This window comes from Micromonospora rosaria (assembly GCF_001567585.1).
Taxonomy (GTDB): Bacteria; Actinomycetota; Actinomycetes; order Mycobacteriales; family Micromonosporaceae; genus Micromonospora; species Micromonospora rosaria.
In genome coordinates, this window is sequence record NZ_LRQV01000147.1 from 1 (window position 1) to 16090 (window position 16090).

Below are 16090 nucleotides of genomic sequence, written 5' to 3' on the forward strand. Positions count from 1 at the left end.
CCGCCCGAGCCCCGGCCGCACGGCTTCGCGCTGGCCGGGTTCGGTGCCCGCCTGGTCGCCCGGCTGATCGACTTCGGCATCGTGTTCCTGCTCAACGCGGTGGTCAACGGCTGGTTCGTCTGGCGCTACATCGACGAGATCACCCCGTACTGGCAGGAGGTCCTCCGTCGGGCGATGGCCGGTGACTCCTCCACCGACGGGCTCCCGCCCCCCGGCGACCAGGCCGGCGGGCTCCAGATCGCCATCCTGCTGATCGCCACCGCGCTCTGGTTCGCCTACGAGGTGCCGGCGATGGCGGCGAGCGGGCAGACCTTCGGCAAGCGGGTGATGCGGATCAGGGCCGTGTCGATGACCGAGGACAAACCCCTCGGCTTCGGCCGGGCGCTGCGCCGGTGGAACACCCTCGGCCTGCCGACCCTGCTCTGGTACTGCTGCGGTCTCGGTCTGGTGCTCCAGCTCATCGACGCGCTGTCCCCGCTCTTCGACCACCCGCTGCGCCAGGCGCTGCACGACAAGCGCGCGCAGACCGTGGTGGTCCAGGTGCCCCGGTCCACGTCCACCCCCACCGACGAACCGCGCGACCGCGCCCACCCCCCGGGAGAAACCCCATGACGGACACCCCACGGCACTCCTCGGCGCTGCGGCTGACCCGCGCCGACCTCGACGCGCTGCCCAACTACGTACCCGGTCGCAGCCCGGCCGACCTGGCCCGCGAGCTGGGCCTGCCCGAGGCGATCAAGCTGGCCAGCAACGAGGTGCCGTACGGGCCGCTGCCGGGCGTGGTGGAGGCGGTCGCCGAGGCGGTCGCCGGGTCGCACCGGTACCCGGACATGGGGGTGGTGGCGTTGCGCGAGACCCTCGCGCAGCGGTACGGGGTGGACGCCGACCGGATCGCCACCGGCTGCGGCTCGGTGGCGCTGGCCGAGCACCTGGTCCGGGCCACCTGCCTGCCCGGCGACGAGCTGCTCTACTCGTGGCGCTCCTTCGAGGCGTACCCGATCATCGCGGCGACCAGCGGCGCGACCAGCGTGCGGGTGCCCAACGACGCCGGCCACGGGCACGACCTGAGCGCGATGGCGGCGGCGGTGACCGACCGGACCCGGATGGTGCTGGTCTGCAACCCGAACAACCCCACCGGCACGGCCGTGCGCCGGGCGGAGCTGGACCGGTTCCTCGACGCGGTCGGCGAGGACGTGCTGGTCGTCATCGACGAGGCGTACCGGGAGTTCGTCACCGACCCCGAGGTGCCGGACGGCCTGACCTACCTGGACCGGCCGAACGTGGTGGTGCTGCGCACCCTGTCCAAGGCGTGGGGGCTGGCCGGGCTGCGGATCGGCTTCCTGGTCGCCGCGCCGGCCGTGGCGGCGGCGGTCCGCAAGGTGATCACCCCCTTCTCGACCAGCACGGCCGCCCAGGCCGGCGCGCTCGCCGCGCTCGCCGAGGCCGACGAGGTGCGGCGGCGCTGCGCGCTGGTCGTGGCCGAGCGGGAACGGGTCACCGAGGCGCTGCGCAAGCTGGTCCCGGAGGTGCCGGCCAGCCAGGCGAACTTCGTCTGGCTGCCGCTCGGCGACCGGGCGGTGGAGTTCGGCCGGGCGTGCGAGGCGCGCGGGGTGATCGTCCGCCCGTTCGCCGGCGACGGGGTCCGGGTCACCATCGGTACCCCGGCGGAGAACGACGCCTTCCTCGCCGCCGCCGAGGCCGCCCTCGGCTGACCGGCACGGTCGCGCCGGGCCCCTGGCGACGTTCCGCGTCACCGGGGGCCCGCCGCGCGCTCCCCGCCCGGTGGCTGCGAGGGGCCGTCAGGTCGCGGCCAGGATGACCGCCTCCGGCGTCAGGAAGTACCGCGAGTCGTCGGCCTCCGGGGCCACCGGCTCCCTCAACCGCTCCACCGCCACGTACCCCGCCTGCGCGTACGCCCGGCCGGGTGCCCAGCCGACGCCGTCCCGGCCGGCCATCAGCGGGAACCGGGACCGTACCGCCCCGGTCCTCGGGTTCAGGGTGATCAGGTCGTTCTCGTCGGTGAGCAGGTGCACCAGGCCGGGCTGGACCGCGACGAGCCGGCCCGGCGGCAGGTCGGCCCGCCGCCACGACTCCTCACCCGTACGCAGCGAGCGCCCGGTCACCGCGCCGTCGGCCACCACCACGACCCGCTCCCCGTCCAGCTCGGCCCCGACCGGGTCCAGCGCGGGTGCCGGCACCGGGGAACCCTCCCCCACCAGCCACCCCTGCGCCGGGCCGTCGGGCCGGCCGACCGTGCGCAGGCCCCGGCAGCGGGCGCGGTGCTCCGCACAGCCGACCGGGGTGACCGTCAGCTCGGCGGTGGCGCCCGGCGGCTGCCACCGGCTGGTGCTGCGCCCGGTGCCGAGGTCACGGAACTCGACCACGGCCGGCTCGGCGCACCGGTCCACCACGACGAACTGCCCGGCGGCCGTGGAGCCCACGTCGGAACGGCAACCGCCGTCCACGGTCACCGACCAGAGCCGCCGGCCGTCGGCGGCGGCCACCGCCACCATGCGGTCGGGGCCGGTGACCACGAACAGGGCACGGCCCTCGGCGTCCCGGGCCGGGAAGAGACCCGGCGGGTCCCAGACCGCGTCGGCACCGGTCCGGCGGGCGGTCCAGCCCTCGGCCGGCTCGGGCCCGTCCGCCTGCCAGGCGACCGCACCGGTACGCGCGTCCAGCGCCACCAGCCGCCCGTCCGACCACCGGCTCAGCACCGTGCCGCCCTCCGCCACCACCCCGCTCACCTGGGCCGGCCAGCGCCGGTACGACCAGTACGGGGTGCGCCGGTTCCGGTTGTCCACCGGCTGGTCGGCGTAGACCTGACGGGGGGCGGCGTACACCCGGAGGCGGCCGTCCACGATCAGCGGGGCGACGGGCAGCCGGCCGACGACCCCGGCGGAGGGCTCGGCGGGCGCCGGGTACGCGGCCCGGGCCGGTGTGCTGACCTCGGCGGGCGCGAGGACCCGGTACACCGTGGCCGCCACCGCCGTGGTGACCAGCAGCGCCGCGACCGCGACGACGATCCGGCGCCGGCCCTTCGGGAACCCCATGCGCACCTCCGCCCGGCACCCTACCCAGCGGAGCCGCCCGGGGCCCGGCCAACCCCACGCCCGGACCGGACCGCTCCCGGACCGGCGCGACGGCCGGTGTTCAGGCGGCCTCGGTGGTGGCGGCCCGCTCCACCGCCGCCGTCAGGTCGGCGAGGTCGTGGCGCAGGGCCCGCTCGACCGCGCGGGCGGCCAGGCCGCCGAAGATCAGCGCCACCACCCGGCCGTAGCCGGCGGTCGGCTCGGCCTGCTGCGCGACGGTGACCGCCGTGCAGCTGCGGCGGCGACGCCGACGCTGGCGGAGGGTCCAGGTGACCCGGTAGTCGACCCCGGCGCCGGGTGACCCGAGGACCAGCCGACCGGGCGCGACCGCCTCCAGCACCACGAACTCCTCCGCCAGGCTGCCCCCGTCGGGTCGGGAGCGGACCTCCCGCCAGGCCGTGCCCGGCCCGAGCGGCCCCGGGGTGAGCACCTCGACCGCGCCGACGGCGGTGAGCCAGTCGGCGCGGGCGCGCAGGTCCGTCAGGAGCCGCCACACGTCGACGGCCGGCGCCTCGATGAATGCGGTGACCGAAACCGTCGGCATGGCACCTCCCGTGTCGACCACCGTACGACCGGTGCGGGCGACACGGGGGCCCGTGGCGGCATTTCCATGGATCGGGTCAGCGGCGGAAGCCTCCGGCGCGGAGACCGCCGACGAAGGCCGTCCACTCCGTCGGGCCGACCGACAGGGTCGGGCCGGTCGGGTCCTTCGAGTCGCGTACCCCGACCACGCCGAGGACGTCGACCAGGTTGTCCGCCACCTCGACGCAGAGTCCCTGGTCGTTGGAGCGGCTGCTGGTGCGCCAGATCGCACCGGTGAGCTCGTTCATCGTCATTCCTTCCTGTTCCGGTCCGGATGCCGCCCCGACGAGGCGGCCGGCCCGGATCGGACGCGACCCGGGCCGGCTCGTCGGTGGTGGATCACGGTCGAACAACGACGGGACCGACGACTCGCGGTCGCACATACGGTCCGACCACGACCGGGACCTCGGCCGGCGAGCGGACCGGTGGGCCCGAAAGGCCGGCGCGAGGCGGCGGGACAGGAGGACGGACGACCCCGGTCAGCGGGGCGGGCGGATGGTTCCGGTCACCTCGCCGAGGGCGATGGTGCCGCCGTCCGGGCCGGGCGCGGTGGCGGTGAGGGTCACCGTGTCCCCGTCGGCGAGGAAGGTACGGCTCTCGCCCCCGACCGTGACCGGCTCCGCGCCGCCCCAGGTCAGCTCCAGGAACGAGCCGACCTGCCCGCGCTGCGGGCCGGAGACGGTGCCGGAGGCGTACAGGTCCCCGGTGCGCAGCGACGCGCCGTTGACGGTCAGGTGGGCCAACTGCTGCGCGGGGGTCCAGTACATGGCGGCGAACGGGGGCTCGGCGACCCGCTGGCCGTTCCAGTCGACCGCCAGCCGCAGGTCCAGCCCGAGGTGCGGCTCGTCGCGCAGGTACTCGACGACCGGCGGGTCCTGCACGGGCGCGGGGACGAACGCCGCGCCGAGCGCGTCGAGCGGGGTGACCCAGGCCGAGACGGAGGTGGCGAAGGACTTGCCCAGGAAGGGCCCGAGCGGCTGGTACTCCCAGGCCTGGATGTCCCGGGCGGACCAGTCGTTGACCAGCACCACGCCGAAGACGTGGTCGGCGAAGTCGGCCACGGCGACCGGCTCCCCGAGCGGGCTGGGCACCCCGACCACGAACCCGACCTCGGCCTCGATGTCCAGCCGGACCGAGGGGCCGGTGACCGGGCCGTCGGGGGTGCCGCGCTGCCCCCGGGGGCGGACCACCGGGGTACCGGAGACCACCACCGTGCCGGCCCGCCCGTGGTACCCGACGGGCAGGTGCCGCCAGTTGGGCAGCAGCGGCGGCTGGCCGGGGCGGAAGATCTGCCCGACGTTCGACGCGTGGTGCTCGGAGGAGTAGAAGTCGACGTAGTCGGCGACCTCGAACGGCAGCAGCAGCTCGACCTCGGCGATCGGGACCAGCAGCGGCTCCACCACGGGCCGGTGGGTGACGTCGGTGAGCAGCTCGGTGACCCGCTGCCGGACGGCCGTCCACTGCGGGCGGCCCAGCGCCATGAACCCGTTGAGGGTGGGGCGGCCGAGCGCGCCGCCGGCCAGCACCAGGCCGGCGGCCTCCGCGCCGGCCAGGTCGAGCACGGCGTCGCCGATCCGGACGCCGATGCGGGGCTCGTGCCCACCGTGCCGGAAGACCCCGTACGGCAGGTTGGTCACCCCGTACGGCGAACCGTTCGCGCCCGTCACCCAGGTCATGCCTCGAAGCCCCCGTTCACCAGCCCCAGCCGGATCAGATCGGTCAGTGGTTCCAGGATGCTGCACGAGCCGTACCCGACCCAGAGCGGACGGGTCCGGTCCCGCCCGGCGCGGGCCGGCTCGGCGAGCCGCACCGGATCGGTGGTGGCGAGCAGGGCGGCCACCGTATCCACCCCGGCACCCGCGTCGGCGGCGAGCACAGCGGCCAGCACGTTGCCGAAGCCGTGGTGGGTGAAGCCGGTCCCCGGGTCGAGGTGGCGCACCGCGTGGTGCAGCCCGGCGGTCAGCTTGAACGGCAGCTCACGGTCCCGGCAGGCGCAGATCACCGCGGCCAGCTCGGCCGGGGTGGGGAAGAGCTCGGCGGCCAGCCCACCGGTGCGGAACTTCACCGCGACCGGCAGCCCGCCGGCCCGAGCCCCGGCCAGGGTGTCCAGCGCCCGCATCAGCCCGAAGGTCAGCGGGACCTCGGCGTACCCGGTGACGCCGTCCAGCCGCCCGGCGAACTCCAGCAGCCCGGTGAGGCCGGGCTGCGGGTCCTCGCCCCGCTTGGCGATTGGCGCCTCGACCTGGCGGACGGCCACGCGCGGGTCGGCCCCGGCGAGGACCGCGCCGAGCTGGCCGACCGGCACGTCCGCGACCACCCCGACGGTGATCCGCTCGTCCGGCCCGAGCAGCCCGGCCAGGTCGGGCAGGGCGGTGGCGGGCAGCAGCAGCGGGCCGACCAGGTCGGCGTACCAGGCGGCGCGGTGACGGCGGTGCGCGGTGACGGCGTCCGGCAGGCTCGCGCTGCCGGGCGGGAAGACGGCGGCGTCGTCGACGAGTCCGGCCAGGAGGCGGGGCACCTGCGTTGACACGAGACAAGAATCTACGGGACGCTACAAGGAACGGACAACAGCGTCCGATTATCGGACGCTTTCGATTATCGGACGCTCAGTGACCAGGCGACCCGGTTCCGGGAGGGGACATGCCGTACTACCGCCGCGTCGGTGACGTGCCCCGCAAGCGGCACACCCAGTTCCGTCAGCCCGACGGCAGCCTCTACGCCGAGGAACTGGTCGGCCAGGAGGGCTTCTCCTCGGACTCGTCCCTGCTCTACCACCGGTACGCGCCGACCGCGATCGTCGCCGCCGAGGAGTTCCGCCCACCCGCCGTCACGCGGACGCCCAACCTGCCGCTCAAGCCCCGGCACCTGCGGACCCACAAGCTCGACGGCTCCGGCGCCGACCCGGTCCTCGACCGGCAGTACCTGCTCGCCAACGACGACGTCCGGATCGGGTACGTGCGCGCCGACCGACCGGGCCCGCTCTACCGCAACGCCACCGGCGACGAGTGCCTGTACGTCGAGTCCGGCGGGCTGCGGGTGGAGTCCCCGTTCGGCGTGCTGGAGGCGGTGGCCGGGGACTACGTGATCGTCCCCACCTCCACCATCCACCGGCTGGTGCCCACCGGCACCGACCCGACCCGGCTGCTGGCCATCGAGGCGACCGGCCACATCGGCCCGCCCAAGCGCTACCTCTCGGTACGCGGCCAGTTCCTGGAGCACTCGCCGTACTGCGAGCGGGACGTGCGGGGGCCGGACGCGCCCTGGCAGGTCGACGCGACCGACGTGGAGGTGCTGGTCCGGCACCGGCGGGGCTGGACCCGCTACGTCTACGCGAACCACCCGTTCGACGTGGTCGGCTGGGACGGGCACCTGTACCCGTGGGCGTTCAGCATCCACGACTTCGAGCCGATCACCGGCCGGATCCACCAGCCCCCGCCGGTGCACCAGACCTTCCAGGGGCCGAACTTCGTGATCTGCTCGTTCGTCCCGCGCAAGGTGGACTACCACCCGGACGCGATCCCGGTGCCGTACAACCACCACAACGTGGACTCCGACGAGATGCTCTTCTACACCGGTGGCAACTACGAGGCCCGGCGCGGCTCCGGCATCGAGCAGGGCTCGATCTCGCTGCACCCGTCCGGCTTCACCCACGGCCCGCAGCCGGGCGCCGCCGAGCGCGCCATCGGCGTCGACTACTTCGACGAACTGGCGGTCATGGTCGACACGTTCCGCCCGCTGGACCTCTGCGGCGCGGCCACCGCCTGCGAGGACGACGCCTACGCCTGGACCTGGGCCCGCCGGTAAGGAAGGGCCCCCTCTTAACGCATACGGTAGAGAAGGGAACCCTTCTCACCCCCGCCACCGAGAGCGAGCGGCGGCGGGGCAGCGGGCGCAGGTGGCGGTGGGGTCAGGCGACCGGGCGGCGGTAGACGGCCAGTTGCGCCACGGCGGTGACGGCGATCGCCAGCACCAGCGGCCAGGGCGTGCCGAAGAGGGCATAGAGCAGGATCAGGGCCGGCGCGGCGGCCACCGCGTACACGGCCACCGCCAGCGTCCGGTCGGAGCGCAGCAGGCCGGGCAGGATGGTGCTGGTCAGACCGGGCAGCTTGGCCGCGTACCGCCACACCAGCAGGCCACCGCCGAGCGCCGCCGCCGCCGCGAAGAACCGGGACAGCGCCCCGTTCCCGGCCGCCAGGCAGGCCACCAGGACCGTGGCGATCAGCGACCAGCCGGCGCCGTAGAGCACCAGCCGGCGCAGCCCGTCGGAGATGGTGCGCCGGGAGTCGACCCGCCCGGGGCTCATCGCCGCCGCCTCGGCCAGGTGCTCCAGCGCCTCGGCGTAGCGCCGCTGCTCCAGTCGGAGCACGCCCATGTCGTGCCGGGCCTCGGCGAGCTGCGGGTCGAGGCGCAGCGCCTCCCGGTAGGCCCGCTCGGCCAGGTCGAACAGCTCCAGCCGGGCCGCGACCAGGCCGAGCACCAGGTGCGCCTGCGGCTCCTCGGGGGCCAGCTCCACCCCGCGCCAGGCCGCGTTCAGCGCCGGCTGGCCGTTGCGCGCGCCGGCCAGGATCGCCGCCGCGCTGCGCTGGGCGTACGCGTCGTTCGGGCCGAGCGTCAGGATCTCGTCGGCGGTCCGGGCCGCCTCGGCGTACTCCCCCACGTCGACCAGGGCCAGCGCCCGGGTGACCAGCGCCGGGACGAAGTGCGGCACGGCGGCCACCGCCGACTCGGCCGCGGTACGCGCCTCGGCGGGCCGGCCGGCGGCCAGGTGCACCTGGGCGAGCATGGTCAGGGCCAGCGGGTTGCCCGGGTCGAGGGCGACGGCGTACCCCAGTTCCGCCGCCGCCTCGTCGTAGCGGCCGAGTTCGGCCAGGAGCTGGGCCCGCTGGAGGTAGCCGTCGGCCGAGGACTGGTCGGGTGCGGCGTCGTTCGACATCGCGGCGAGCCTAGGCCGACCCGGCCGGGTACACCAGGGCCACGGCGATCCCGGCGAGCCCCTCGGCCCGGCCGGTGAACCCGAGGCCGTCGGTGGTGGCGGCGGAGACGGTCACCGGGGCGCCGACGGCGTCGGAGAGCACCCGCTGCGCCTCCTCCCGGCGCGGCCCGATCTTGGGGCGTACCCCGACGACCTGGACCGAGACGTTGCCGATCTCGAACCCGGCCGCCCGCACCCGGCGGGCGGTCTCGGTGAGCAGGGCCACCCCGGAGGCGCCGGCCCACTCCGGCTCGCCCACCCCGAAGGTGGCCCCGAGGTCACCCAGCCCGGCGGCGGAGAGCAGCGCGTTGCAGGCCGCGTGGGCAGCGACGTCGGCGTCCGAGTGGCCGGCCAGGCCGTCCTGGTCGGGCCAGTGCAGCCCGGCCACCCAGCACGGCCGGCCGGGCTCGAAGGCGTGCACGTCGGTGCCGATGGCCACCCGGGGAACGATCATGGAACGAGGGTACGCCTCACGACCCGCCCGCCAGCAGGTGCTCGGCGAGGGCCAGGTCGAACGGGCGGGTGATCTTCAGGGCGTACTCCGAGCCGGGGACGCAGCGCACCGCGACGCCCTGCTTCTCGACCAGGCCGGCGTCGTCGGTCAGCGCGTCGGCGGCGGCGGCGTGCGCGGCCGACAGCACGGCCCGGCGGAAGCCCTGCGGGGTCTGCACCACCCGCAACGTGGCCCGGTCGACGGTGCCGAGGACCACCTCGCCGGCGTCGACCTCCTTGATCGTGTCGACGACCGGGAGCACCGGGATCACCGCGTCGTGACCGGCCCGGACCGTGGCGGCCACCGACTCGACCACCTCCGGCGGGGTCAGCGCCCGGGCCGCGTCGTGCACCAGGACGATCTCCGGGCCGGCGGGCACGGCGGCGAGGGCGGCGGCGACGGACGCCTGACGTTCCGCCCCACCCGGGACCACGGTGACCGGGGCGACCGGGGCGAGCAGGTCCCGGACGGCGGCCACCTCGGCGGCCGGGGCGGCGACCACGATGGTGTGCACCGACGGCGCGGCGGCGAGCCGGCGCACCGCGTGCACCAGCAGCGGCTCCCCGGCGAGCAGCCGCAGTGCCTTCGGGCGGCCGGGGCCGAGACGTACCCCGGCACCGGCCGCAGGCACGAGGACCGCGACGTCACCGCGCGGGTTGAGCTGCGCGGTCACGTCGCGGTCCTCGAATTCTTGTGCTGCGGGGTGGGTACGAGAATGCTGCGGAGACTAGGCCTCGGTCAGCACCTTGTCGAGAAGCGTCTCCGCCTCGTCCTTGGTGCTCTTCTCCGCCAGCGCGACCTCACCGACGAGGATGTCCCGGGCCTTGGCGAGCATGCGCTTCTCGCCGGCCGACAGGCCCCGCTCCCGCTCCCGACGCCACAGGTCACGAACCACCTCGGCGACCTTCAGCGGGTTACCGGAGGCCAGCTTCTCCAGATTTGCCTTGTAACGCCGCGACCAGTTGGTCGGCTCCTCGGTGTGCGGAGCCCGGAGAACGTCGAAGACCTTACCGAGGCCCTCTTCGCCCACCACCTCACGCACGCCCACGATCTCGGCGTTCTCAGCGGGCACCCGGACAGTCAGGTCACCCTGTGCGACCCTCAGGACGAGGTACTGCTTGGGCTCGCCCTTGATGACCCGAGTCTCGATTGCCTCGATGAGTGCGGCCCCGTGGTGGGGGTAAACAACGGTCTCGCCGACACTGAAAACCATAGGTTCGAAACCCCTTTCGCTGTGTCTAGGGTAACACGCTCAGGCACCGATGTCTCACCGCTGTCCTGACCGTTGGCGCAGCTCAGGGGCCATGTGAGAGGTATTTCTTCGGCTTGACACAGAGCCAGACCGATGGTTTCACCACGCTCCGTAATCGCCAGGTGCCCTCCCGGTGAAGGCCGTCGGAACCGCCCTGGCGAGGCGATACGCACACTTCATGTTATCTCCCGGATTCGCTCCGCGCCCAGGTGTGGCGTCAGCCGCCCCGGTGCGGGACGCTTGAGGTACACCGCCGACCCACACGTTTCAGGGGGTCCGATGGGCATACCGGACGCAGGGGGCCACGGGTCCGCCGACGGCCTCCCCGACCTGCCCCCGGAGTGGGGCCGGGTGCTCGTGCCGGACGACGCCGCCGCGCTCGCCGACGAGGCGGCCCTGGTCCGGCGGGAGCTGCGCCGGGAGGCGGCCCGGCGGCGGTGGCAGCGCCGCCTGGGCGGCACCGGTCACCGGGTGCTGGGGCTGCCGCTGCTGATCCTGCTGGTGGTCGCGTTGACCACCACCGCCGCCCTGCTCGCCGTCGCCTGGCCCCGGCCGCCCCGGGGCGGGGACCGCCCCACCGTGGTGCCGTACCCGTCACCGAGCGGGCTGGCCGGCCGGCCGCTGCCGGCGGTGGACCTGCTCGACGCGGACCAGTCCCCGGTGCCGCTGCGCGGCCTGCTACCCGCCGTGATCATCCTGGTCGACGCCTGCGAGTGCGCCGCCCAGGTGGCCGCCGCCACCGCCGCCACCCCACCCGGCGTCCACGTCGTCCTGGTCGGCCCCTCCGCCGCGCCGGGCGACGGGGGCACGGGCACCGGCCCGCCACCCGGTGGCCCACCGGCCCGCGTCCTCACCGACCCCTCCGGCAGCCTGCGCGCCTTCCTCCAGGTGCCACCCCGGGCGGACAGCGCCACCGTGCTGCTGGTGACCCGCTCCGGCGTCCTGCACCGGGTGGTGCAGCAGGCGCGGACGGTCGAGGACTACCGCGCCGACCTGGTCGCGCTGGTGCGCTGACCGCCGGGCACGGCGTGACCGCCGGGCACGGCGACCACCTGGATCTGCACCTCGGCCGTACCCCGGCGGTACGTCCCCATCCGGATCGAGACCGGACCGGCGCCGGCGGGGACCCCGATCTGGGCCAGCTCGCCGTCGCACGCCGACCGGTCCGCCTCGGTGACCCGGTCCCGGCCGGTCCACACCCAGAGCCGGGACCCGGTGCAGCGGTACTGCACCACGTACCGGCCCCGGAGTCCGGGGGTGAACTCCCAGCTCACGCTCTCGCCCCGGGCGATGGTCACCCGGTCCCCGGCGGCCGGGCCGAAGCCGGGGTACCCGGTGCCGAAGCCCCTGGTCAGCGTGCGGGTCGACCCCGTCACCTGACCCGTGCGGGAGTCGAAAACGATCCGGGCGCTCCCGCCCGGTTCGACGCGGATCAGTTCGGGAGGGGACGCGACCGCCGGTGCGGGGGCCGAACCCGGGGCGTTCGCCCGCCACCACACGCCGCCACCGACCAGCGTCACCAGGACCACCCCGAACAGCAGGGCGCTGCGGCCCCAGCCACCCGCCTCGACGCTCACCCGTCGAGGGTAACCAGCCAACCCCGGCCCCGCACCCGTGCGGAGCAGGCGAATCGGCCGGAAGCCTGATCGCGCGCTCAGTCCTGCCGGTCGAGCAGGGCGGCGTACAGGGTCAGCCCCGGGCCGAAGGCGAGCAGCACGACCCGCTCCGGCGGCCGGGCCGCCCGCGCCAGCCGGTCCAGGATCAGCAGCACCGTCGGCGACGAGCAGTTGCCGTGCTCGGCCAGGGTCGCCCGGGAGGCGGCCAGCCCGTCCGCCGGCAGCGCCAGCTCCCGCTCCACCACGGTCAGGATGCGCGGGCCGCCGGGGTGCACCGCCCAGCCGTCCACCTCGGACAGCTTGCGGCCGTGCCGGGTCAGCAGCTCCTCGACCAGCCCCCGTACGTGCACCGAGAGCACCTGCGGCACCTGCGGCGACAGCCCCATCCGGAACCCGGTGTCGGTGACGTCCCAGGTCATGTGGTCGGCGGTCGAGGTGTCGGTGACCGAGGCGACCTCGCGGACCGCGTACCCCCGGCCGTCGGGGACGACCACGGCGGCGACCGCGGCGTCCGAGAAGAGCGCGTGGGAGACGATCTGCTGGGTGTCCATCCGGGTCCGGGCGGGTTGCAGGTGCAGACTGGTCAGCTCGGCGCAGAGCAGCACCGCCGGCCGCCCCCGGGCGGTGACGAAGTCGCTCGCCGCGCCCAGGCCGGGCAGGGCGGCGTAACAGCCCATGTGCCCGACGAACATCCGCTGGGTGTCCGGGGCCATGCCGACGTCCCGGGCCAGCACGATGTCCAGCCCCGGGGTGGCGTACCCGGTGCAGGAGCAGACCACGAGGAGACCCACGTCGGTGGCGGCCAGGCCGGCCTCGGCCAGCGCCCGCTCGACGGCCTGCCGCCCCAGCGGCACCGCCTCCACCTGGTACCGGCGCATCCGGCGCTCGGTGGGCCACTCCGAGACGTCCTCCAGCAGCGGGCTCACCGCCGCCTGCCGCCGGGTCACCCCCGAGTTGGCGAAGATCCGCTGGGCCATCGCCCGGGTGCTGCCGGAGAAGTGCCGGGAGAAGAAGCCCGCCCACAACTCGTCCTGCCCGGCCGACGGCGGATGCGCCGTCCCCAGCCCCGCGATCACCGGTACGGCCACCCTTGCCGCCTCTCCTCCAGCCGCCCGACCGGCGGTCACCACCGAGGTGTCGATCCGTCGCGGTCCGGATCGCCGCCCAGCGCCGCGACGCCGAGCCAGTCGGCGCACACGTCCGAGGTGGCCGGGTGCAGCGAACCGCACCGGGCGTCCCGGTACAGCCGTTCCAGCGGGTGCCCACGCCGGGTCGCGGAGGTGCCGGCCGCCTCCACCATGGACGCCGCCACCTCGGCGGCGGTGGTGCCGGCCAGCAGCTTCGCCCGCCACACCCAGCGGTTGGTCTCCTCGTCGCCCGGGGCCTCGTCCACCCGGCGGGCCGCCTCGGCCACGGCCAGCCCGGCGGCGGCAGCCGCCGCGTCGGCCCGCCCGAGCCGGGCCCGGACCGCCGGCAGGCCGGCCAGGTTCCGGGCGACGAGGTGCTCGGCCGCCGCGTCGATCGCGGCCCGCGCCACCCCGGCGTAGACGGCGGCGTAGCTGGCCACCAGCCAGTGCGGCATCAACTGGGCGACCACCAGGGCCAGTCCCTCGACCCCGCCGAGCAGCCGGTCCGCCGGCACGGTCACGTTCAGGTGCAGGTCGTGCGAGGCGGTGGCGCGCATGCCGAGCGAGTCCCAGGTCGGCTCGACGTCCAGCCCGGCCGGCCCGGCCGGGACCAGGAACTGCGAGACCACCGACGGGTCGGTGGCGCTGCGCGCGGCCACCAGGTACCCGTCGGCGTGCCCGGCGCCGGAGCAGAACGTCTTGCTGCCCTTGAGGTGCCAGCCCCCGTCGACCGGCTCGTAGACCGTGCTGAGCTGGGACAGCCGGGCGCCCGCGCCGCGTTCGCTCATCGCCACCGCGTACCAGGAGCCCTCGGCCGCCGCCCGCAGCAGCGTGTCCCGGGCGGCCAGCGCCTCGTCCGGTACGCCCAGCGCCTCGGCCAGGTCCTCGGTGACCGCGCCGAGCGCGCCGGTGACCGAGGCGTGCATGTTGAACACCAGCGCGGTCGCGCCGTTGCCCCGGGCCAGCTCACCGGCGACCGCCGCGTACTCGGCGAAGGTGGCCCCCAGGCCACCCAGCTCGCACGGGACCATCAGGCCGAAGAGACCGGCCTCGCGCAGGTCCGCGAAGTCGTCGACGGGGAACGAGCCGTCCCGGTCGTGCTCGGCCGCCCGGGCGGCGAACCTCGGCGCCAACCGTCGGGCCGTCTCCAGCGCGTGCACCGTCATCCTCGCTCCTCTCGGGCGTCCCCACCTCTACCCTGGCAGCGCCACCGCTACCCACTACCCACGCCGGACGCCCCGTCCCTGGTACAACACCGCGGTCGACCAGGTGGGCACGATCCTCGGCGGCCGGCCACCCGCGGTGGCGGCGGGCAGCATCCGCCGGGCCAGCCAGCCGACCAGTCCCGAGACCTCCGGCCGGACCCCGCGCACCCGCAGCGCGACGCCGTGCCGGGCGCACTCGGCGATCAGCGCCCGGTGGTCCACGAACAACCGTGGATCGTGGATGCCCCGGGGCACGGTGGGCAGCCGCTCGGCCACCCCGACCGCGACCAGCCGGCTCAACGCGGTGTCGTTCAGGGTGTCCAGCACCAGCAGGCCACCGGGCCGCAGCAGCCGGCACGCCTCGGCGACCGCCCGCCGCCAGTCGGGTACGTGCTCCAGCAGTTCCCCGGCGGCGACCACGTCGGCGCACCCGTCGGCCAGCGGGACGGCGGTGACGTCGGCGTTGACCACGGTCACCCCGTGCGCGGCGGCCTGCTCCAGCGCGGACCGGGTGAGGTCCACCCCGACGTGCCGGTACCCCTTGCCGGCCAGGTGCGGGGCGAGCAGCCCGGCCCCGCAGCCCAGGTCGACCAGGAGGGCGTCGGGCCGGGACGCCGGGGGCACCAGCGCCGCACGGGCCCGCGCCAGCCAGTGCAGCATGGCGAACGCGCCGTCCGGCCGCCACCACTCACCGGCGAGGTCGTCGTACTGCCGGGGGTCGTTGCGCGGCAACGACCGGGGCCGCACGGCCCCGGGCTGCTCAGTCCTGGAGGGCTCAGTCCCGGGCTGCTCAGTCCCGGGCGGCTCAGTCCCGGGCGGTCTGTCGGCCGGCGGCCCGGCCCTCGGCGGCGAGCCGGCGGGGCCCTCGTCCGGTGGCCGGGAAGCATCGGGCGGCGGGGACAGCCGGCCGGACGGCGGGGTCGCACCCACGTCTCGCATGGCACCGAGCGTGGCACGACTCCCCGGTAACGACCAGACTTCTCTTATGTCGCGTTTGGTGTTAGGGCTGGTCAAAGCCAGTCATCCGGAGCCGACCGCCGCGGTCACCCTGGTCGCCGGCCTGCTCGCCTGGGGTGTCGGGCACCGGTCGGCCGGGATCGTGGCGGTGGCCGCCACCGTGGGGGCGAGCCAGCTCGCGACCGGCTGGGCCAACGACGCGCTCGACGCCGGGCGGGACGACGCGGTGGGGCGGACCGACAAGCCGGTGGCGGCGGGGACGGTCAGCCGCCGGACGGTCGCCCTGGCCGCGCTGCTCGCCGCCGTGGCCACCCCGCTGCTCGCGCTGACCACCAACCCGACGGCGGCGGTCTGGGCGACCGCCGGCCTGGTCTCGGCCCTGCTCTACGACTGGCCGCTGAAGTCGACGCCGGTCTCGGTGCTGCCGTACGCCTTCTCCTTCGGCACGCTGCCCGCGTTCGTCGTGCTGGCCCTGCCCGGCGCGCCGACCCCACCGCTCTGGCTGGTCGCGGCGGCGGCCTGCCTGGGCGCCGGGGCGCACTTCGCCAACGTGCTGCCCGACCTGGCCGACGACGCGCGGACCGGGGTACGGGGTCTGCCGCACCGGCTCGGCCCGACCGGCAGCCGGCTGGCCGCCGCCGGGCTGCTCCTCGTGGCCACCGGGGTCCTCGTCCTCGGGCCGCCCGGCCCGCCGTCCGCGCTCGGTCTCGCGGCGGTGCTGACCGCCGCCGTGGTCCCGCCCCTGAGCTGGTACGGCGGCCGGCTCGTCGGCCGGTCGTCGACCCGCCCGGTGG

General features: G+C 75.5%; 18 protein-coding genes. 5 read left to right on the plus strand and 13 right to left on the minus strand.

What is annotated here, in order from left to right; translation table 11 throughout:
* On the plus strand, positions 1-612 hold a 612-nt coding region (locus AWW66_RS27190; RefSeq protein WP_169807185.1), incomplete at its 5' end, for an RDD family protein.
* Entirely contained in the window at positions 609-1712 is a 1104-nt protein-coding gene (gene hisC / locus AWW66_RS27195; protein ID WP_067372048.1) for a histidinol-phosphate transaminase, read from the plus strand. The genes AWW66_RS27190 and hisC, both read left to right, overlap by 4 nt.
* Before the next feature lie 87 nt (positions 1713-1799).
* Here the strand turns inward: hisC and AWW66_RS27200 are convergent, their stop codons facing one another.
* The 5 genes from AWW66_RS27200 to AWW66_RS27220 form a co-directional block, all read right to left on the minus strand.
* Positions 1800-3053, minus strand: a complete 1254-nt coding sequence (locus AWW66_RS27200; protein WP_067372051.1) for an outer membrane protein assembly factor BamB family protein — start codon at positions 3051-3053, stop codon at positions 1800-1802.
* Positions 3054-3153: 100 nt separating this feature from the next.
* Positions 3154-3636 (minus strand): SRPBCC family protein, encoded by a 483-nt coding sequence (locus tag AWW66_RS27205; RefSeq protein ID WP_067372053.1) that lies wholly within the window; start codon positions 3634-3636, stop codon positions 3154-3156.
* Positions 3637-3712: 76 nt separating this feature from the next.
* Positions 3713-3922, minus strand: coding sequence for a DUF397 domain-containing protein (locus AWW66_RS27210; protein ID WP_067372056.1), 210 nt, complete (start codon positions 3920-3922; stop codon positions 3713-3715).
* Between the two features lie 231 nt (positions 3923-4153).
* A complete protein-coding gene (gene fahA, locus AWW66_RS27215; RefSeq protein WP_067372059.1) occupies positions 4154-5350 on the minus strand; it encodes a fumarylacetoacetase in 1197 nt (398 codons plus the stop codon).
* Complete coding sequence (locus AWW66_RS27220; protein ID WP_067372061.1) at positions 5347-6204, minus strand: hypothetical protein; 858 nt, start codon at positions 6202-6204, stop codon at positions 5347-5349. Before AWW66_RS27220 ends, fahA begins: the two co-directional genes overlap by 4 nt.
* 110 nt (positions 6205-6314) lie before the next feature.
* Between AWW66_RS27220 and AWW66_RS27225 the strand changes: the two genes are divergently transcribed.
* Complete coding sequence (locus tag AWW66_RS27225) at positions 6315-7478, plus strand: homogentisate 1,2-dioxygenase (protein WP_067372063.1); 1164 nt, start codon at positions 6315-6317, stop codon at positions 7476-7478.
* 103 nt (positions 7479-7581) lie between these two features.
* On the opposite strand, the gene AWW66_RS27230 is transcribed toward AWW66_RS27225, so the two are convergent.
* The 4 genes from AWW66_RS27230 to AWW66_RS27245 are packed head-to-tail and all read right to left on the minus strand — an operon-like array spanning position 7582 to position 10352.
* Positions 7582-8607 (minus strand): tetratricopeptide repeat protein, encoded by a 1026-nt coding sequence (locus tag AWW66_RS27230; protein WP_067372067.1) that lies wholly within the window; start codon positions 8605-8607, stop codon positions 7582-7584.
* A gap of 10 nt (positions 8608-8617) precedes the next feature.
* The gene (ispF, locus tag AWW66_RS27235; protein ID WP_067372069.1) at positions 8618-9100 is read right to left on the minus strand and encodes a 2-C-methyl-D-erythritol 2,4-cyclodiphosphate synthase; all 483 of its coding nucleotides are present in this window, start codon (positions 9098-9100) and stop codon (positions 8618-8620) included.
* 16 nt (positions 9101-9116) lie between these two features.
* A complete protein-coding gene (gene ispD / locus AWW66_RS27240; protein WP_067372073.1) occupies positions 9117-9812 on the minus strand; it encodes a 2-C-methyl-D-erythritol 4-phosphate cytidylyltransferase in 696 nt (231 codons plus the stop codon).
* Positions 9813-9866: 54 nt separating this feature from the next.
* Positions 9867-10352 (minus strand): CarD family transcriptional regulator, encoded by a 486-nt coding sequence (locus AWW66_RS27245; RefSeq protein ID WP_007073334.1) that lies wholly within the window; start codon positions 10350-10352, stop codon positions 9867-9869.
* A gap of 318 nt (positions 10353-10670) precedes the next feature.
* On the opposite strand from AWW66_RS27245, the gene AWW66_RS27250 reads away from it, so the two are divergent.
* Positions 10671-11405: a hypothetical protein gene (locus AWW66_RS27250; RefSeq protein ID WP_067372075.1), complete on the plus strand. Its 735-nt coding sequence runs from the start codon at positions 10671-10673 to the stop codon at positions 11403-11405.
* Here AWW66_RS27250 and AWW66_RS27255 read toward each other — a convergent pair.
* From AWW66_RS27255 to AWW66_RS27270, 4 genes are all read right to left on the minus strand, one after another.
* Entirely contained in the window at positions 11372-11968 is a 597-nt protein-coding gene (locus AWW66_RS27255; protein WP_067372078.1) for an FAA hydrolase family protein, read from the minus strand. The two genes, AWW66_RS27250 and AWW66_RS27255, sit on opposite strands and share 34 nt — an antisense overlap.
* 77 nt (positions 11969-12045) lie before the next feature.
* Entirely contained in the window at positions 12046-13095 is a 1050-nt protein-coding gene (locus AWW66_RS27260; RefSeq protein ID WP_067372081.1) for a type III polyketide synthase, read from the minus strand.
* 35 nt (positions 13096-13130) lie between these two features.
* A complete protein-coding gene (locus AWW66_RS27265) occupies positions 13131-14300 on the minus strand; it encodes an acyl-CoA dehydrogenase family protein (protein ID WP_067372085.1) in 1170 nt (389 codons plus the stop codon).
* Between the two features lie 54 nt (positions 14301-14354).
* Positions 14355-15086, minus strand: a complete 732-nt coding sequence (locus AWW66_RS27270) for a methyltransferase domain-containing protein (RefSeq protein ID WP_067372087.1) — start codon at positions 15084-15086, stop codon at positions 14355-14357.
* 238 nt (positions 15087-15324) lie between these two features.
* Between AWW66_RS27270 and AWW66_RS27275 the strand changes: the two genes are divergently transcribed.
* Positions 15325-16090 (plus strand): UbiA family prenyltransferase (locus tag AWW66_RS27275; RefSeq protein ID WP_157528025.1); only part of this gene is annotated, 766 nt, incomplete at its 3' end.